The 15,106-nt window shown below is 62.8% G+C and carries 15 protein-coding genes; 11 read left to right on the plus strand and 4 right to left on the minus strand.

From position 1 onward, the window contains the following. Window positions 1–92: 92 nt before the first annotated feature. Both ACNFCH_RS14010 and ACNFCH_RS14015 read left to right on the plus strand, forming a co-directional pair. Window positions 93–716, plus strand: a complete 624-nt coding sequence (locus tag ACNFCH_RS14010) for a 2OG-Fe(II) oxygenase (protein ID WP_416742994.1) — start codon at window positions 93–95, stop codon at window positions 714–716. Continuing rightward, on the plus strand, window positions 703–1,209 hold the full coding sequence (locus tag ACNFCH_RS14015; protein ID WP_337156917.1) for a DUF523 domain-containing protein: 507 nt from the start codon (window positions 703–705) through the stop codon (window positions 1,207–1,209). The genes ACNFCH_RS14010 and ACNFCH_RS14015 overlap by 14 nt, the downstream gene beginning before the upstream one ends. A 119-nt stretch (window positions 1,210–1,328) precedes the next feature. Here the strand turns inward: ACNFCH_RS14015 and ACNFCH_RS14020 are convergent, their stop codons facing one another. Next, complete coding sequence (locus tag ACNFCH_RS14020) at window positions 1,329–1,808, minus strand: transporter substrate-binding domain-containing protein (RefSeq protein WP_416742995.1); 480 nt, start codon at window positions 1,806–1,808, stop codon at window positions 1,329–1,331. 225 nt (window positions 1,809–2,033) lie between these two features. On the opposite strand from ACNFCH_RS14020, the gene ACNFCH_RS14025 reads away from it, so the two are divergent. Next, the gene (locus ACNFCH_RS14025) at window positions 2,034–2,510 is read left to right on the plus strand and encodes a DUF4399 domain-containing protein (RefSeq protein ID WP_416742996.1); all 477 of its coding nucleotides are present in this window, start codon (window positions 2,034–2,036) and stop codon (window positions 2,508–2,510) included. A gap of 147 nt (window positions 2,511–2,657) precedes the next feature. Here the strand turns inward: ACNFCH_RS14025 and serA are convergent, their stop codons facing one another. After that, window positions 2,658–3,887 (minus strand): phosphoglycerate dehydrogenase, encoded by a 1,230-nt coding sequence (gene serA / locus ACNFCH_RS14030; protein ID WP_099593937.1) that lies wholly within the window; start codon window positions 3,885–3,887, stop codon window positions 2,658–2,660. A 170-nt stretch (window positions 3,888–4,057) separates the two neighbouring features. On the opposite strand from serA, the gene ACNFCH_RS14035 reads away from it, so the two are divergent. From ACNFCH_RS14035 to ACNFCH_RS14050, 4 genes are all read left to right on the plus strand, one after another. Continuing rightward, a complete protein-coding gene (locus ACNFCH_RS14035) occupies window positions 4,058–5,455 on the plus strand; it encodes an FAD-binding oxidoreductase (protein WP_416742997.1) in 1,398 nt (465 codons plus the stop codon). A gap of 26 nt (window positions 5,456–5,481) precedes the next feature. Further along, the gene (locus ACNFCH_RS14040) at window positions 5,482–6,147 is read left to right on the plus strand and encodes a fumarylacetoacetate hydrolase family protein (protein WP_337156914.1); all 666 of its coding nucleotides are present in this window, start codon (window positions 5,482–5,484) and stop codon (window positions 6,145–6,147) included. Between the two features lie 147 nt (window positions 6,148–6,294). Then, window positions 6,295–7,218, plus strand: a complete 924-nt coding sequence (locus tag ACNFCH_RS14045; RefSeq protein WP_337156913.1) for an SdiA-regulated domain-containing protein — start codon at window positions 6,295–6,297, stop codon at window positions 7,216–7,218. A 65-nt stretch (window positions 7,219–7,283) separates the two neighbouring features. Next, a complete protein-coding gene (locus ACNFCH_RS14050) occupies window positions 7,284–8,189 on the plus strand; it encodes an SdiA-regulated domain-containing protein (RefSeq protein WP_416742998.1) in 906 nt (301 codons plus the stop codon). A gap of 135 nt (window positions 8,190–8,324) precedes the next feature. Here the strand turns inward: ACNFCH_RS14050 and rpiA are convergent, their stop codons facing one another. Beyond that, window positions 8,325–8,999, minus strand: coding sequence for a ribose-5-phosphate isomerase RpiA (gene rpiA / locus ACNFCH_RS14055; RefSeq protein WP_070092020.1), 675 nt, complete (start codon window positions 8,997–8,999; stop codon window positions 8,325–8,327). A 141-nt stretch (window positions 9,000–9,140) separates the two neighbouring features. Here rpiA and ilvA point away from each other — a divergent pair, with 141 nt between their 5' ends. The 4 genes from ilvA to ptsP all read left to right on the plus strand — a co-directional run bounded on the left by ilvA (window position 9,141) and on the right by ptsP (window position 14,175). Next, window positions 9,141–10,655, plus strand: coding sequence for a threonine ammonia-lyase, biosynthetic (gene ilvA, locus ACNFCH_RS14060; protein WP_337156911.1), 1,515 nt, complete (start codon window positions 9,141–9,143; stop codon window positions 10,653–10,655). Window positions 10,656–10,693: 38 nt separating this feature from the next. Continuing rightward, the gene (locus ACNFCH_RS14065; protein WP_337156910.1) at window positions 10,694–11,119 is read left to right on the plus strand and encodes a DUF2269 family protein; all 426 of its coding nucleotides are present in this window, start codon (window positions 10,694–10,696) and stop codon (window positions 11,117–11,119) included. Between the two features lie 274 nt (window positions 11,120–11,393). After that, window positions 11,394–11,873, plus strand: coding sequence for an RNA pyrophosphohydrolase (locus tag ACNFCH_RS14070; protein ID WP_028688498.1), 480 nt, complete (start codon window positions 11,394–11,396; stop codon window positions 11,871–11,873). Window positions 11,874–11,895: 22 nt separating this feature from the next. After that, entirely contained in the window at window positions 11,896–14,175 is a 2,280-nt protein-coding gene (gene ptsP, locus ACNFCH_RS14075; RefSeq protein WP_196162364.1) for a phosphoenolpyruvate--protein phosphotransferase, read from the plus strand. 150 nt (window positions 14,176–14,325) lie between these two features. Here ptsP and ACNFCH_RS14080 read toward each other — a convergent pair whose 3' ends face one another. Continuing rightward, a complete protein-coding gene (locus ACNFCH_RS14080) occupies window positions 14,326–15,072 on the minus strand; it encodes an NRDE family protein (RefSeq protein ID WP_416742999.1) in 747 nt (248 codons plus the stop codon). Window positions 15,073–15,106 lie beyond the last annotated feature (34 nt).

A 15,106-nucleotide genomic window follows, 5' to 3' on the forward strand; every position in this document is an offset into this window, starting at 1 on the left:
TCCTTGGCGCGGCGTGGCTTTGTCGAGACGCCGATGACGGTTGGCGGCCAAGTGGCGCTGTCGGTTTTCACGGCGAGTCGATACTATGCGCCATGCCCATCTCTCCTGAACATCCGATGCTTTCTACCATCGTCGACGACCTGGCCAACCGTGGTTGGACCCGCCAGCCTTTTTTCCTGCCCGACACATTGATCAGCACCTTGGCGGCCGAGTGCCGACAACGTGCCGCCGAGGGCGAATTGAGCCCGGCCGGCGTGGGGCGTGGTACCGGACAGGAGGTGCGCGAAGCCATCCGTGGCGACCGCATCCAGTGGCTGGAACCGGGCGAGTCAGAGGCTTGTGACCATTATCTGGCAGCCATGGACAGCCTGCGCCAGGCGCTGAACCAGGGTTTGTACCTGGGGCTTGAAGACTTCGAATGCCATTTCGCCCTGTATCCGCCAGGGGCTTTCTATCGCCGCCACGTGGACCGCTTCCGCGACGACGACCGGCGCGCGGTTTCGGCGATCCTCTACCTCAATGAGAACTGGCAAGCGCAGGACGGTGGCCAGTTGCGCATGTTCCTCGCCGAGGACACTGAGCTGGATGTGCAGCCGGAGGCGGGTAGCTTGGTGGTGTTCCTGTCCGGCGATATTCCTCATGAAGTCTTGCCGGCCAGGCGCGATCGTCTGTCGCTGACCGGCTGGTTCCGCCGTCGTGGCAATGAACCGTTCTGACGTGCCCAAGGTCCTGGTCAGCGCCTGTCTGCTGGGGCAGCGGGTGCGCTACGACGGACGCGACAGCGGTTACCCGGACGTGCTGCAGCGCTGGCAGGCCGAAGGCCGCGTGGTACCGCTGTGCCCCGAGGTGGCGGGCGGCCTGCCGACACCCCGCCCACCGGCGGAAATTCCGGGCGGGCAAGGTGCGGCGGTGCTGGATGGGCAAGCCCAGGTGGTGACGGTGACGGGGATGGATGTCAGCGAGGCCTTTCTCGCTGGCGCCCGGCAGGCCTTGGCGCTGGTGCGCCAACATGGCATCCGGGTGGCGGTGCTCAAGGCCGGCAGCCCTTCATGCGGCAACCGTTTGACCTACGACGGGACCTTCAGCGGCGTGAAGGTCCCAGGGGAAGGGGTGACCACAGCGCTGTTGCGGCGCGAAGGCGTGCAGGTGTTCAGCGAGCTGGAGCTCGAAGACGCACAACGGGCATTGGAAGGCGTGAGCCCTGAATGAAGACGCGACGCAAAGCCTGTGGGGCAACTGTTTTGTGTTGCCTGCGCCGGCCTATGCGCGGCTAAACCCGCGAAAGGGCCCGGACAGGCAGTACAGCTTGCGCAGCAGCGTCCATGGCATCACTGGCTCGCAGCCTGCTCCTTGAGCCACTTCTTTTCCAGCGCCGCCAGTCGGCCATCGTCCTTGATGCGTTGCAGGGCATTGTTCACGGCACTTTCGAACGCTGGATTGTCCTTCTGGAACGGGATCACCCGTGCGTCAGGGCCATAGGGCTGGCTGACATCCAATTGCCCCTCGAGTGTTTGCTTGGCATCGAGCTGGTCGAGGGCGATGTCGAATTTGCCGCTCTGAACGCCAGACAGCAACTGGTCCGCGGGGGCTTCGACGAACTGCGCGCGCACGTCCAGTTCCTTGGCGATGGCCTGGCCGAGCTCGATTTCAAAGCCGGTCAGGTGGTCGTTTTCCTTGTAGGCGTATGGGGGCGTATCGGATTGCACGGCAATGCGCAGTTCGCCCCGGTCGTTGACGTCGTCTATCAACTCGGCCTGGGCCAATGGACTGATCAAAAGTGCCAGCAGTACGCCAGTGCTCAAACGCATGAATGTCCCCATTTTTTGGCAGTTGAATATGGTTCGCCGCGACTTTCTGACTTGTTACGGTCGAATGCAGGCTATGACCTTACCTGCGCTGCAATGTTTTGAGCGACGATAAATTTTTTCTGGCCTCGCCCGACAAGACCTTGGCGCGCAATTGAACTATGTTGATTTATCGCTGCGGTTCGTTAATGGACAGTAGTCAATGAAAGTGAAACACAGGAGATGTGAATGAACAGCCTATTTTCGCGTGCTGCCGTTGCCGGCTTGTTGATGGGGGTGTCGGTGTTCGCGGGTGCCGCGGACGCACTGAAGAGCCAGGAGCCGCCCCAGGGCGCCAAGGTCTTCATCGTTTCCCCCGCTGACGGTGCCACCGTCGACAAGACCTTCACCGTCAAGTTCGGTATCGAGGGCATGGGGCTCAAGCCAGCGGGCGATGCGACCCCGCACACGGGCCACCATCACCTGCTGGTCGATGTCGACAAGGAACCTGCGACTGATCTGCCGCTGCCGACCAGCCTGATGCCGGAAAACAACGCGCCACTGCCGGCCGGCCCGCAAGTGCTGCATTTCGGCAAGGCGCAGACCGAGGCTACCATCACCCTGACGCCAGGCAAGCACACCTTGCAACTGATCTTGGGTGATCGGTTCCATGTGCCGTTCAAGCCGAGCGTCGAGTCGCAGAAGATCACGGTGAACGTGAAGTAAATCTCGACTTGTTCGCGGGCCCTCAGGCTCAGCGAGATGCTTGAGGGCGACACATGACCTGTGGGGTTTACCCGCGAAACAGACACCGCCGATACACAGGCAAAAAAAAGGAGGCCACCCGGGCCTCCTTTTCTGCAGCGCAGAAACTTAGAACAGCACGCGAGAGCGGATAGTGCCCTTGACCTGCTGGAGTTTCTCCTGCGCCAGGTCCGAGTACTCGGCATCCACGTCGATAACCACGTAACCCACTTTCTCGTCGGTCTGCAGGAACTGACCGGAGATGTTGATCCCGTTTTCGGCGAAGACTTTGTTGATCTCGCTGAGTACGCCAGGGATGTTTTCGTGGATGTGCAGCAGGCGGTGTTTGCCCGGGTGCGCCGGCAGGGCAACTTCCGGGAAGTTCACCGACGACACGGATGTACCGTTGTCGCTGTACTTGACCAGCTTCTCGGCCACTTCCAGGCCGATGTTGGCCTGGGCCTCGGCAGTGGAACCACCGATGTGCGGGGTCAGGATCACGTTGTCCAGGCCGCGCAGCGGGCTTTCGAACTGCTCGTCGTTGGAGCGCGGCTCGACCGGGAATACGTCGATGGCGGCGCCGATCAGGTGCTGGTCCTTGATTGCGGCGGCCAGGTGGTCCAGCTCGACCACGGTGCCACGGGCGGCGTTGATCAGGATCGAGCCCTTCTTCATCGCGCGGATTTCCTTCTCGCCGATCATCCACTGGGTGGACGGCAGCTCAGGCACGTGCAGCGAGACGATGTCGGCCAGGCCCAGCAACTCGTGCAGGCTGGTCACCTGGGTGGCGTTGCCCAGCGGCAGCTTGGTCAGCGGATCGTAGAAGTAGACCTGCATCCCCAGGCTTTCGGCCAGGACCGACAGTTGGGTGCCGATCGAGCCGTAGCCGACGATGCCCAGTTTCTTGCCACGGATCTCGAAGGAGTTGGCCGCGCTCTTGATCCAGCCGCCACGGTGGCAGGAGGCGTTCTTCTCGGGAATGCCGCGCAGCAGCAGGATGGCTTCGGCCAGCACCAGCTCGGCAACCGAGCGGGTGTTGGAGAACGGCGCGTTGAACACGGCGATACCGCGCTCGCGGGCCGCGCCCAGGTCGACCTGGTTGGTGCCGATGCAGAAGCAGCCGACAGCGACCAGTTTCTTCGCGCAGTCGAAGATCTCTTCGGTCAGCTGGGTGCGGGAGCGAATGCCGATGAAGTGGGCATCAGCGATCTTTTCCTTCAGCTCGGCTTCCGGCAAGGAACCAGTGAGGTACTCGATATTGGTGTACCCGGCAGCCTTGAGGGTATCGACCGCATTCTGGTGCACACCTTCAAGAAGAAGGAACTTGATCTTGCTCTTGTCGAGAGAAGTCTTGCTCATCTGCGTAAACCTGTATCCCGGAGAAAAAATGGCAGGGGGGTAAAGCGGCGCGGCGTCGGCCTTAGCACGAACGGCGGGAGCGCTATGCTAGCATACGCGACAGAATCTGAGCTTATCCCGACAGGTGAAGAGTGCTCAGGGTGACTATGAATAGTTCGAGAGTTCAGCCGATGACCAACACAGCGGTTCTTGATGAGCTGATGACCCTGGTTGACCCGAGCAAGGTCCTCACCGACCCGGCTTCGCTGGAGGCCTACGGCAAGGACTGGACCAAGCACTATCCACCGGCGCCCTCGGCAATCGTCTTCCCCCGCTCCATCGAGCAGGTGCAGGCCATCGTCGCCTGGGCCAATCGCCACAAGGTCGCGCTGGTGCCTTCGGGCGGGCGTACCGGTTTGTCCGGCGCCGCGGTGGCCGCCAATGGCGAGGTGGTGGTGGCCTTCGACTACATGAACCGGATCCTCGACTTCAACGCCTTCGACCGCACCGTGGTGTGTCAGCCGGGCGTGGTCACTCGCCAGTTGCAGCAGTTCGCCGAGGACAACGGCCTTTATTACCCGGTGGACTTCGCCTCCTCTGGCTCCAGTCAGATCGGTGGCAACATCGGCACCAATGCCGGCGGTATCAAGGTCATTCGTTACGGCATGACCCGCAACTGGGTGGCGGGCCTCAAGGTGGTGACTGGCAAGGGCGAGCTGCTCGAGCTGAACAAGGACCTGATCAAGAACGCCACCGGCTATGACTTGCGCCAGTTGTTCATCGGCGCCGAAGGCACCCTGGGCTTCGTGGTCGAGGCCACGATGCGCCTGGATCGCACACCGCGCAACCTGACCGCCATGGTGCTGGGCACCCCGGACTTCGACTCGATCATGCCGGTGCTGCACGCCTTCCAGGGGCGGCTCGATCTCACGGCGTTCGAGTTCTTCTCCGACAAGGCCCTGGCCAAGGTCATGGGCCGTGGCGACGTGCCCCCACCGTTCGAGACCGATTGCCCGTTCTATGCCCTACTGGAGTTCGAGGCCAGCACCGAGGACGTGGCCAACGATGCGCTGGCCACCTTCGAGCACTGTGTCGAGCAAGGCTGGGTGCTCGACGGGGTGATGAGCCAGAGCGAGACCCAGCTCAAGAACCTGTGGAAGCTGCGCGAGTACATCTCCGAGACCATTTCCCACTGGACGCCCTACAAGAACGACATCTCCGTCACCGTTTCCAAGGTGCCGGCGTTCCTGCGTGACATCGACGCCATCGTCGGCCAGCACTACCCGGACTTCGAAGTGGTCTGGTACGGGCATATCGGCGATGGCAACCTGCACCTGAACATCCTCAAGCCCGACGACATGGCCAAGGACGCATTCTTCGCGACCTGCGCCAAGGTCAATAAATGGGTGTTCGAGATCGTCCAGCGCTACAACGGCTCGATTTCCGCCGAGCATGGCGTAGGCATGACCAAGCGCGACTACCTGGGCTACAGCCGCTCGCCAGAGGAAATCGCCTGCATGAAGGCGATAAAGGCAGTGTTCGACCCGAACGGCATCATGAATCCGGGTAAGATCTTCGCTCCTGAATAAGCACGCAGTATCCAGAGGAGTCGGCCATGAGTTACCAGCACCAGTACCTAGACGGCACGCGCATCCACTTCCCCCTGGGCAAGGTGGTCTGCATAGGCCGTAACTACGCCGAACATGCCAAGGAATTGGACAACCCGATCCCCAGCGAACCCTTGCTGTTCATCAAGCCGGGCAGTTGCGTGGTGCCCCTGGAGGGTGGTTTCAAGATCCCGACCGAGCGTGGTGCGGTGCATTATGAAGCGGAGATCGCCGTGCTGGTGGGCAAGCCACTGTCGACCCACCCCAGCGCAGAAGAAGTGCGCGATGCCATTTCCGGCTTTGCGCCGGCCTTGGATCTGACCTTGCGCGACGTGCAGGCCAAGCTCAAGGAGAAGGGCCTGCCATGGGAGCTGGCCAAGAGCTTCGACGGCGCCTGCGTGCTGCCGCCATTCGTGGTCGCCGACAGCATCGAGGATCTGACCGATATCGGCATTCGCCTGTCGATCAATGGCGAAGTGCGCCAGGACGGCAACAGCGCCATGATGCTCAACCCCATCGTGCCGATCATCCAGCACATCGCAGCCCACTTCTCCCTGCTGCCGGGCGATGTGATTCTCACCGGCACGCCCGCTGGCGTCGGCCCGCTGAATGTGGGCGATGAGCTGGTACTGGAACTTTCCGGCGCAAGCCGTTTCGAAAGCCGCGTGCTTTGATCGGTCGACGATGACAGCCCCCCTGGCTGTCATCGTATCCACCCCATTATTTGCCGTTTTTTTCACAAACCATCCGGATAATGCCCCGGATAACCCTCATTCGCCGATGTGATGGAGAACTCGGCAATTACCCCAGGAAGCCCCTTCATGGCATTTACCACCAGTGCGCCCGTCCCTCCTCGCAAGCGCGGTGTCTTCCGGCGCTGGCAGGTATGGGTAGGATTGGTCGCGGTGTTGGGTTATATCCTGGCGGTGATCATGCACTGGGATGATCGGGCCGTGCTGTGGGTCAAGGAGCGCTTCGAGAGCAAGGCCGAGCGTGGTGAAAGCGTCTGGCTGCCCGATTACGTGGCGGACATCGATGCCAAGGTATTGCCGGGCATGTCGGACGACGAGCCGTCGGACCTGGCGTTCAATCCGTTTACCCGCACCTTGTTCGCGGTCATGGGCAACAACCCGTTCCTGGTCGAGCTGAACCTCGAGGGCGATGTGTTGCGCAAGATCCCATTGGAGGGCTGGGACAACCCCGAAGGTGTTGCGGTGTTGGCCAACGGCCAGATTGCGATCGTCGACGAGCGCAAGCATGACATGACCGTGGTGACCTTGGATGCCAATACCACCAGCCTGACCTACGCCGATCATCCGCACCACGACCTGGGCAAGTCAGCGAACAGCAACAAGGGCTTCGAGGCGATCGCCTGGGACCCGTTGCGCCAGCGCCTGCTGTTGGGCGAGGAGCGCCCGCCCAAGTTGTATGCCTGGAATACCGATGGCAAAGGCCCGCTCAAGGGCGAAAAGCAGGTCGTGCCCAGCGACCAGCTCGACGTGCGCAACCTTTCAGCCTTGTGGGTCGACCCCCGCACCGGTCACTTGCTGGTCTTGTCGGCCGACTCCAACCTACTGCTGGAGCTGAACGAAAAGGGCGAGCAGGTCAGCTTCATGACTCTGCTCGGCGGTTTCAATGGCTTGAAGCACACCATTCCGCGTGCCGAAGGCGTGGCGACGGATGATCAGGGCAACCTGTACATGGTGAGTGAGCCAGATCTTTTCTATCGATTCAGAAAGAACTGAGGGCATTAAGCTTTATTTCAGTCGACCATGATTAGATTCGTGTCTTTCTGCTCGGGTCTATCCTCATGCGTCGTCGTTCACGCCTGTTTCTTTTCCTGGTGCTGTGCCTTGCGCTGTTGGTGGGTGGATTGGCGGCACATGAGTTTCGCCTGTTCGAGCGTGGCTGGTTCAACCTTAAGGCCTGGTGGCAGCCTGCCGAACAAGGGATAGCGCTGGATCGCTACCGCGTGACGCTCGAAGCCCAGCTTATCGAAGGGTTGGATGACGATATTTCGGCGCTGACGTTCGACCCTGACCGCAAGACCCTCTTCACGGTCACCAACAAACGCTCCGAGCTCATCGAACTCTCGCTCGAGGGGCGCATCCTGCGCCGTATTCCCCTGACTGGCTTCGGAGATCCCGAGGCGGTCGAATACGTGGGCACTAACAGTTATGTGATCACCGACGAGCGTGAGCAGCGGCTGATCCGCGTGCACCTGGACGACGACACGCTGTTTCTCGATGCCAACGATGCCGAGCAGCTCACCTTGGCCATCGGCCGCAATGGCAACAAAGGCTTCGAAGGCCTGGCCTACGACTCGGCAGGCAAGCGCCTGTTCGTGGCCAAGGAGCGTGACCCGATGATGATCTACGAGATCCATGGCTTCCCCCACGACAAGCCAGGAAAGCCCTACGCGGTGCATGTGGTGCAGGACCGCAAGCGTGATTCGCGGCTGTTCGTGCGCGATTTGTCGAGCCTGCAGTTCGATGAGCGTACGGGGCATCTGCTGGCGTTGTCGGATGAGTCCAGATTGGTGGTGGAGCTGGATGTGGAGGGTCGGCCGCTGAGCACGTTGTCGTTGAACAAAGGCTTCCAGGGGCTCAAACGCAGTGTGCCGCAGGCCGAGGGCCTGGCCATGGACGAGGAGGGGACCATCTACCTGGTCAGTGAGCCGAACCTGTTCTACGTCTTCAAGCAAGCAACGGATTGAAGGCCGGTCGCGAGTAGCCCGAAGCCTGCGATGGGGCGCGTTGCGCCCCTTTTCGCGGCCTTTCGGTGGCTCCCACGCAGGGAGTCTGTACCGTTCGCGCAGCCTGCGAGGGGCTGCAAAGCAGCCCCAGAAGGATTACTCGGCCTTGAGCGTCTTGACGCCTTCGGCGGTGCCGAGCAGCAGCAGGTCCGCCGGGCGCGCCGCGAACAGGCCGTTGGTGACCACACCGACGATGGCGTTGATCTGGCTTTCCAGGCCGACTGGGTCGGTGATCTGCAGGTTGTGCACATCGAGAATGACGTTGCCGTTGTCGGTCACCACACCTTCGCGGTACACCGGGTCGCCACCGAGCTTGACCAACTGGCGTGCCACGTGGCTGCGGGCCATGGGGATCACTTCGACCGGCAGCGGGAAGGCGCCCAGCACCGGTACCAGCTTGCTGGCATCGGCGATGCAGATGAAGGTCTTGGCGACCGCCGCGACGATCTTCTCGCGGGTCAGGGCCGCGCCACCGCCCTTGATCAGGTTCAGGTGCGCGTCGCTCTCGTCGGCGCCGTCCACGTAAAACTCCAGCTCGCTGACGCTGTTGAGTTCGTACACCGGGATGCCGTGGGAGCGCAGGCGTTCGGCAGTGGCTTCGGAGCTGGCGACGGCGCCGTCGAAGGCGGTCTTGTGCTTGGCCAGGGCATCGATGAAGAAGTTGGCGGTCGAACCGGTGCCGACGCCGACGACGCTTTTCTCATCCAGCTTGGGCAGAATGAAGTCGACAGCGGCCTGGGCGACGGCCTGTTTGAGTTGGTCCTGGGTCATGCGGGCTCCGAGAGGGGCGGGATTTCAAAGCCAGGTATTATAGACGCAAGCGCCGGCAAAACCTCGGTTTCGCTGTGGTCGCCCGACGTAGCGCTGCGGTAGACTCCCAGGCCTTGTCCCGCGGCCAGTGATGCTTTCCCGATGCTCGAACAGTACGTCAAGAAGATCCTCACCTCGCGCGTCTACGACGTCGCGGTCGAAACCCCGCTGCAGAGCGCTGGCCAGTTGAGCAAGCGGCTGGGCAACCAGGTCCTGCTCAAGCGTGAGGACCTGCAGCCGGTGTTCTCCTTCAAGATCCGCGGGGCGTACAACAAGCTGGCGCAATTGAGCCCGCAAGAGCTGGCCCGTGGCGTGGTCACCGCTTCGGCCGGCAACCATGCCCAGGGTGTGGCCCTGGCGGCGCGCGAGCTGGGCATCAAGGCAACCATCGTGATGCCCAAGACCACCCCGGAGATCAAGGTCGAAGGCGTGCGCTCGCGCGGCGGCAAGGTGGTACTGCATGGCGACTCCTTCCCCGAGGCGCTGGCCTATTCGCTCAAGCTGGTCGACGAGAAGGGCTTCGTCTACATCCACCCCTATGACGACCCCCACACCATTGCCGGTCAAGGCACCGTGGCCATGGAGATCCTGCGCCAGCACCCGGGGCGCCTGGACGCGATCTTCGTGCCCGTCGGCGGCGGTGGCCTGATCGCCGGCATCGCGGCCTACGTGAAGTACCTGCGTCCCGAGATCAAGGTGATCGGTGTCGAGCCGGACGACTCCAACTGCCTGCAGGCCGCCATGGCCGCGGGCGAGCGCGTGGTGTTGCCGCAGGTAGGCCTGTTCGCCGACGGCGTGGCGGTGGCGCAGATCGGTCAGCACACGTTCGATATCTGCCGCCATCATGTGGACGAGGTGGTGACGGTCAGCACCGACGAGATCTGCGCGGCAATCAAGGATATCTACGACGATACCCGCTCGATCACCGAGCCTGCCGGTGCATTGGGTGTGGCGGGCATCAAGAAGTACGTCGAGCTGTATGGCGTGACCGGCCAGACCCTGGTGGCTATCGACTCGGGCGCCAACGTCAACTTCGACCGCTTGCGCCACGTGGCCGAGCGCGCCGAGCTGGGCGAGAAGCGCGAGGCGATCATCGCCGTGACCATTCCGGAGCGTCCGGGCAGCTTCAAGGCGTTCTGCGAGGCCATCGGCAAGCGCCAGATCACTGAGTTCAACTACCGTTACCACGCCGACAAGGAAGCGCACATCTTCGTGGGCGTGCAGACCCACCCCGAAACCGACCCGCGGGCGGTGCTGGTGCAGCAGTTGACTGAGCAAGGCTTCCCGGTCACCGACCTGACCGACAACGAACTGGCCAAGCTGCATATCCGCCACATGGTCGGTGGCCACTCGGCGGGCGCCAGTGACGAAATGGTACTGCGCTTCGAGTTCCCCGAACGTCCGGGGGCGCTGTTCAATTTCCTCAACAAGCTGGGTGGTCGCTGGAACATCTCCATGTTCCACTACCGCAACCATGGCGCAGCCGATGGCCGAGTGGTCGCAGGCCTGCAGGTACCCGACGATGAGCGCCACCTGGTGCCGGCGGCGCTGGCCAAGATCGGCTACCCGTATTGGGACGAGACCGACAATCCGGCATACAAGCTGTTCCTGGGCTAAGCGACTACGCTTGGCCTATCGCTCAAGGACGTGAAGACATGGAATACCTGACCATCCTCAAGGCCCTGCACATCGGCGCCACCGTGTTGTTGTTGCTGGGCGCGCTGGGCCTGGCGATCTGGACCATCGTTGCCCGCCGTCGTGGCGATGCCGAGGCTTACGGCAAGTTGCTGCGTCGGCCTTTGGTGTTCGTCTGGTTGTTGATGGGGGTGTGCCTGGTGAGCATGCCGTTCACCGGTTGGTGGTTGGTGCACCTGATCGGTTGGCCCCTGGGGCAGACCTGGGTGCTGGCCTCCAGCGTCATCTACACCGTGGGCGCGTTCAGTGCCTGGTGGTTGCTGGTACGCCTGAACCGGCTGCGCAAGGCCGAGCCCACGGGGCTGCGCTTTACCCTGGCGTTGGCGTTGATCAGCGGTGTTTGCTTCCTCTCCATCGCCGGGCTGATGGGCGCCAAGCCGATCTGACCCTCAGGGGGCGTTTCACGGCCCATTGCAGGCCTCGCCAGCTGTGGAGGCCTGCGATGGGCTGTGCAGCAGCCCCCGATGCCCCGTCACCAACCCTTCACGAAACCCCTGTATATCGTTACCAGGCCCTAGGCAGTGTTCATGAGCCGGGCTCTGGCAAGACCTCGCAGAACACAGAGTTTTCACCTCGCCGCACATAAGCTTGGCGGGCGCGTTGCTGCGCTTGTGAGCTTTGTGGAACAATGCGTTGACATGCGTTTGCGAGGTTGCTGCCGTGATCGACCCGGATGGTTTTCGCCCCAATGTCGGGATCATTCTCACGAATGATGCCGGGCAGGTGCTATGGGCTCGGCGGATCAACCAGGATGCCTGGCAGTTCCCCCAGGGTGGCATCAACCCTGACGAGACGCCGGAAGATGCCCTGTACCGCGAGCTGAACGAAGAAGTAGGCCTGGAACGCCAGGATGTGGAAATTCTTGCCTGCACCCGTGGCTGGTTGCGTTATCGTTTACCCCAGCGCCTGGTGCGCACCCACAGCCAGCCCCTGTGCATTGGCCAGAAACAGAAGTGGTTCCTGCTGCGCCTTGTGAGCAATGAGCAGCGGGTGCGTATGGATCTGACCGGCAAGCCCGAATTCGACGGCTGGCGTTGGGTCAGCTACTGGTATCCCTTGGGCCAGGTGGTGACATTCAAGCGCGAGGTCTATCGCCGCGCCTTGAAAGAGCTAGCCCCGCGCCTGTTGACGCGCGACTGACGACGGAGTCCGACCCCGAGCCATGCTCAATACGCTGCGCAAGATCGTCCAGGAAGTGAACTCCGCCAAAGATCTCAAGACGGCGTTGGGGATCATTGTCTTGCGCGTCAAGGAAGCCATGGGCAGCCAGGTCTGCTCGGTCTACCTGCTCGACCCGGATACCAACCGCTTCGTGCTCATGGCCACCGAGGGTTTGAACAAGCGCTCCATCGGCAAGGTCAGCATGGCCCCCAACGAAGGCCTGGTCGGCCTTGTCGGTACCCGGGAAGAGCCGCTGAACCTCGAAGACGCCGCCGCCCACCCCCGTTATCGCTACTTCGCCGAGACCGGCGAGGAGCGCTTCGCCTCTTTCCTCGGTGCGCCGATCATCCACCACCGCCGCGTGGTCGGGGTGTTGGTCATCCAGCAGAAGGAGCGCCGTCAGTTCGACGAAGGTGAAGAAGCCTTCCTGGTCACCATGAGCGCCCAGCTCGCGGGCGTTATCGCCCATGCCGAGGCCACGGGCTCCATCCGTGGCTTGGGCCGCCAGGGCAAGGGCATCCAGGAGGCGCGCTTCGTCGGTGTGCCGGGTTCGCCGGGCGCTGCCGTCGGCAAGGCCGTGGTGATGCTGCCGCCGGCCGACCTGGAAGTGGTCCCGGACAAGACCGTCGAAGACATCGACACCGAACTCAAGTTATTCAACAACGCCCTGGAGGGCGTGCGCGCCGACATGCGCAAGCTGTCGGCCAAGCTTGCCACCCAACTGCGCCCGGAAGAGCGCGCGCTGTTCGACGTCTACCTGATGATGCTCGAGGACGCGGCCCTGGGCGGCGAGGTGGCGGAAGTCATCAAGACCGGCCAATGGGCCCAAGGCGCCTTGCGCCAAGTGGTGGGCGAGCATGTCAGCCGCTTCGAGCTGATGGACGACGACTACCTGCGTGAGCGGGCCTCGGACGTCAAGGATCTGGGGCGACGTCTGCTGGCCTATCTCCAGGAGGCGCGTTCGCAGACGCTGGTCTACCCGGACAACACCATCCTGGTCAGCGAGGAGCTGACCCCGGCGATGCTCGGCGAAGTCCCCGAGGGCAAGCTGGTCGGCCTGGTGTCGGTGCTCGGCTCGGGCAACTCCCACGTGGCGATCCTGGCCCGGGCCATGGGCATCCCGACGGTCATGGGCCTGGTCGACCTGCCGTACTCGAAGGTCGACGGCATCGAACTGATCGTCGATGGCTACAAGGGCGAGGTGTTCACCAACCCGGGCGAGGTGCTGCGCAAGCAGTACAGCGACGTGGTCGAGGAGGAGCGCCAACTGGCCCAGGGGCTGGATGCCCTGCGCGAGCTGCCGTGCGTGACACCGGATGGCCATCGCATGCCGTTGTGGGTCAACACGGGGCTGCTGGCCGACGTCGCCCGTGCCCAGCAGCGCGGCGCCGAAGGGGTGGGCCTGTACCGCACCGAAGTGCCCTTCATGATCAACCAGCGTTTCCCCAGCGAAAAGGAACAGCTGACGATCTACCGCGAGCAGTTGCAGGCGTTCCATCCGCTGCCGGTGACCATGCGCAGCCTCGATATCGGCGGCGACAAGGCGCTTTCGTATTTCCCGATCAAGGAAGAAAACCCCTTCCTTGGCTGGCGTGGTATCCGCGTGACCCTCGACCACCCGGAAATCTTCCTGGTGCAGACCCGCGCCATGCTCAAGGCGAGCGAAGGCCTGAACAACCTGCGTATCCTGCTGCCGATGATCTCCGGCATCCATGAGCTGGAAGAGGCGTTGCACCTGATCCACCGCGCCTGGGGCGAGGTACGGGACGAAGGCACCGACGTGCCGATGCCGCCGGTCGGCGTGATGGTCGAGATCCCCGCCGCGGTGTACCAGACCCGCGAGCTTGCCCGGCAGGTGGACTTCCTGTCGGTCGGCTCCAACGACCTGACCCAGTATCTATTGGCGGTCGATCGCAACAACCCGCGCGTCGCCGACCTCTACGACTACCTGCACCCGGCGGTGCTGCAGGCCTTGCAGACCGTGGTCAGCGTCGCTCACGAGGAAGGCAAGCCGGTGAGCATCTGCGGTGAGATGGCCGGCGACCCGGCTGCCGCCGTGCTGTTGATGGCCATGGGCTTCGACAGCCTGTCGATGAACGCTACCAACCTGCCCAAGGTGAAGTGGATGCTTCGCCAGATCAACATGAGCAAGGCCAAGGAGTTGCTGGTCGATGCCATGAGCCATGACAACCCGCAGGTTATCCACAGCTCGCTGCAGTTGGCCCTGAAGAACCTGGGGCTGGCGCGGATGATCGGGCCTGGGGCGAACAAGACCCTCTGAAATCGCATCGACCTCTTCGCGGGTAAACCCGCTCCCACAAGAACCTCGGCGGACTTGGACTGCCCCCAGGGGGTTGGATTGGTGTCCAACTTCTTGGGGGCAGTCCAACTTGTGGGAGCGGGTTTACCCGCGAAGAAGCCAATACATTTGTCAGACCAGCTGTTCAACCTCTCCCAAGTGCCCGCCAAAGGGCCCGAAGCTGCGCTCGATGATGCGCCGCCGCCCTTGGTCATCGACCATCAATACCGTACTCGCCCGTGTTCCATAGTTCTGGCTGGCAATAAATACGCTCGACAGCAGCTTCTCGGTCGCCAATCCAACGCCTGTTTCGGGCAGATCGCTTTCGAGCGCCGGCTCGCCATCGGCCAGCAACCCCAGCAAGCGCCGAGGGTCTGGCGCCTCGAGCATGCCCTGCAGCCCGGTGCGCGCCTTGACCAGCTTGGGCCATGGCGTATCCAGGCCGGCATTGGACAGCCCGTACACCCCAGGCTCCAGCAGGCGCGGTGAGGCCTGGCGTGCATGCAGGTAACCCAACTGCCCGGCATCGCCTACCAGTAGATTGAAGCCCGAGTACTGGCTGCTGCGACTGGCGACCTGGTCCAGGTAGGCCTCCACGCCCAGGTTCCCGCGCAGGTACGCCGCCACCAGCTCGCCGCGCGAACGTGGCCCAAGTGGCTGCTGCGGATCACGAATGTTGGTCAGCGCCGCAAAGCGGCCCTGAGGGCCGATGCCCAGCCAGGTACCGCCAGCCTCCAGGTCGCGGCCGGCATGCACGCCCGGGGCGTCCTCCCAGGCGGCCAGGGCCTGGGTCGGGCGGGCGTAGAACTCGTCACGGTTGGCCGCGACGATCAACGGCAGGGTGTGCCCCGGCCGCCAGGCGAAAACGATCAGGCACATAACAGGGCCTCGGTTGTTTTGGCCACTCTACCCA

It is taken from the genome of Pseudomonas sp. NY15354 (genome assembly GCF_048068075.1).
In the GTDB taxonomy this organism is placed as follows: Bacteria; Pseudomonadota; Gammaproteobacteria; order Pseudomonadales; family Pseudomonadaceae; genus Aquipseudomonas; species Aquipseudomonas guariconensis_C.

What these genes read in the sequence shown, in the direction of transcription:
- ACNFCH_RS14010 (WP_416742994.1), top strand. Translation starts at nt 93, where the DNA reads ATGCCCATCTCTCCTGAACATCCGATGCTTTCTACCATCGTCGACGAC.
- ACNFCH_RS14015 (WP_337156917.1), top strand. Translation starts at nt 703, where the DNA reads ATGAACCGTTCTGACGTGCCCAAGGTCCTGGTCAGCGCCTGTCTGCTG.
- ACNFCH_RS14020 (WP_416742995.1), bottom strand. Translation starts at nt 1,808, where the DNA reads ATGCGTTTGAGCACTGGCGTACTGCTGGCACTTTTGATCAGTCCATTG.
- ACNFCH_RS14025 (WP_416742996.1), top strand. Translation starts at nt 2,034, where the DNA reads ATGAACAGCCTATTTTCGCGTGCTGCCGTTGCCGGCTTGTTGATGGGG.
- serA (WP_099593937.1), bottom strand. Translation starts at nt 3,887, where the DNA reads ATGAGCAAGACTTCTCTCGACAAGAGCAAGATCAAGTTCCTTCTTCTT.
- ACNFCH_RS14035 (WP_416742997.1), top strand. Translation starts at nt 4,058, where the DNA reads ATGACCAACACAGCGGTTCTTGATGAGCTGATGACCCTGGTTGACCCG.
- ACNFCH_RS14040 (WP_337156914.1), top strand. Translation starts at nt 5,482, where the DNA reads ATGAGTTACCAGCACCAGTACCTAGACGGCACGCGCATCCACTTCCCC.
- ACNFCH_RS14045 (WP_337156913.1), top strand. Translation starts at nt 6,295, where the DNA reads ATGGCATTTACCACCAGTGCGCCCGTCCCTCCTCGCAAGCGCGGTGTC.
- ACNFCH_RS14050 (WP_416742998.1), top strand. Translation starts at nt 7,284, where the DNA reads ATGCGTCGTCGTTCACGCCTGTTTCTTTTCCTGGTGCTGTGCCTTGCG.
- rpiA (WP_070092020.1), bottom strand. Translation starts at nt 8,999, where the DNA reads ATGACCCAGGACCAACTCAAACAGGCCGTCGCCCAGGCCGCTGTCGAC.
- ilvA (WP_337156911.1), top strand. Translation starts at nt 9,141, where the DNA reads ATGCTCGAACAGTACGTCAAGAAGATCCTCACCTCGCGCGTCTACGAC.
- ACNFCH_RS14065 (WP_337156910.1), top strand. Translation starts at nt 10,694, where the DNA reads ATGGAATACCTGACCATCCTCAAGGCCCTGCACATCGGCGCCACCGTG.
- ptsP (WP_196162364.1), top strand. Translation starts at nt 11,896, where the DNA reads ATGCTCAATACGCTGCGCAAGATCGTCCAGGAAGTGAACTCCGCCAAA.
- ACNFCH_RS14080 (WP_416742999.1), bottom strand. Translation starts at nt 15,072, where the DNA reads ATGTGCCTGATCGTTTTCGCCTGGCGGCCGGGGCACACCCTGCCGTTG.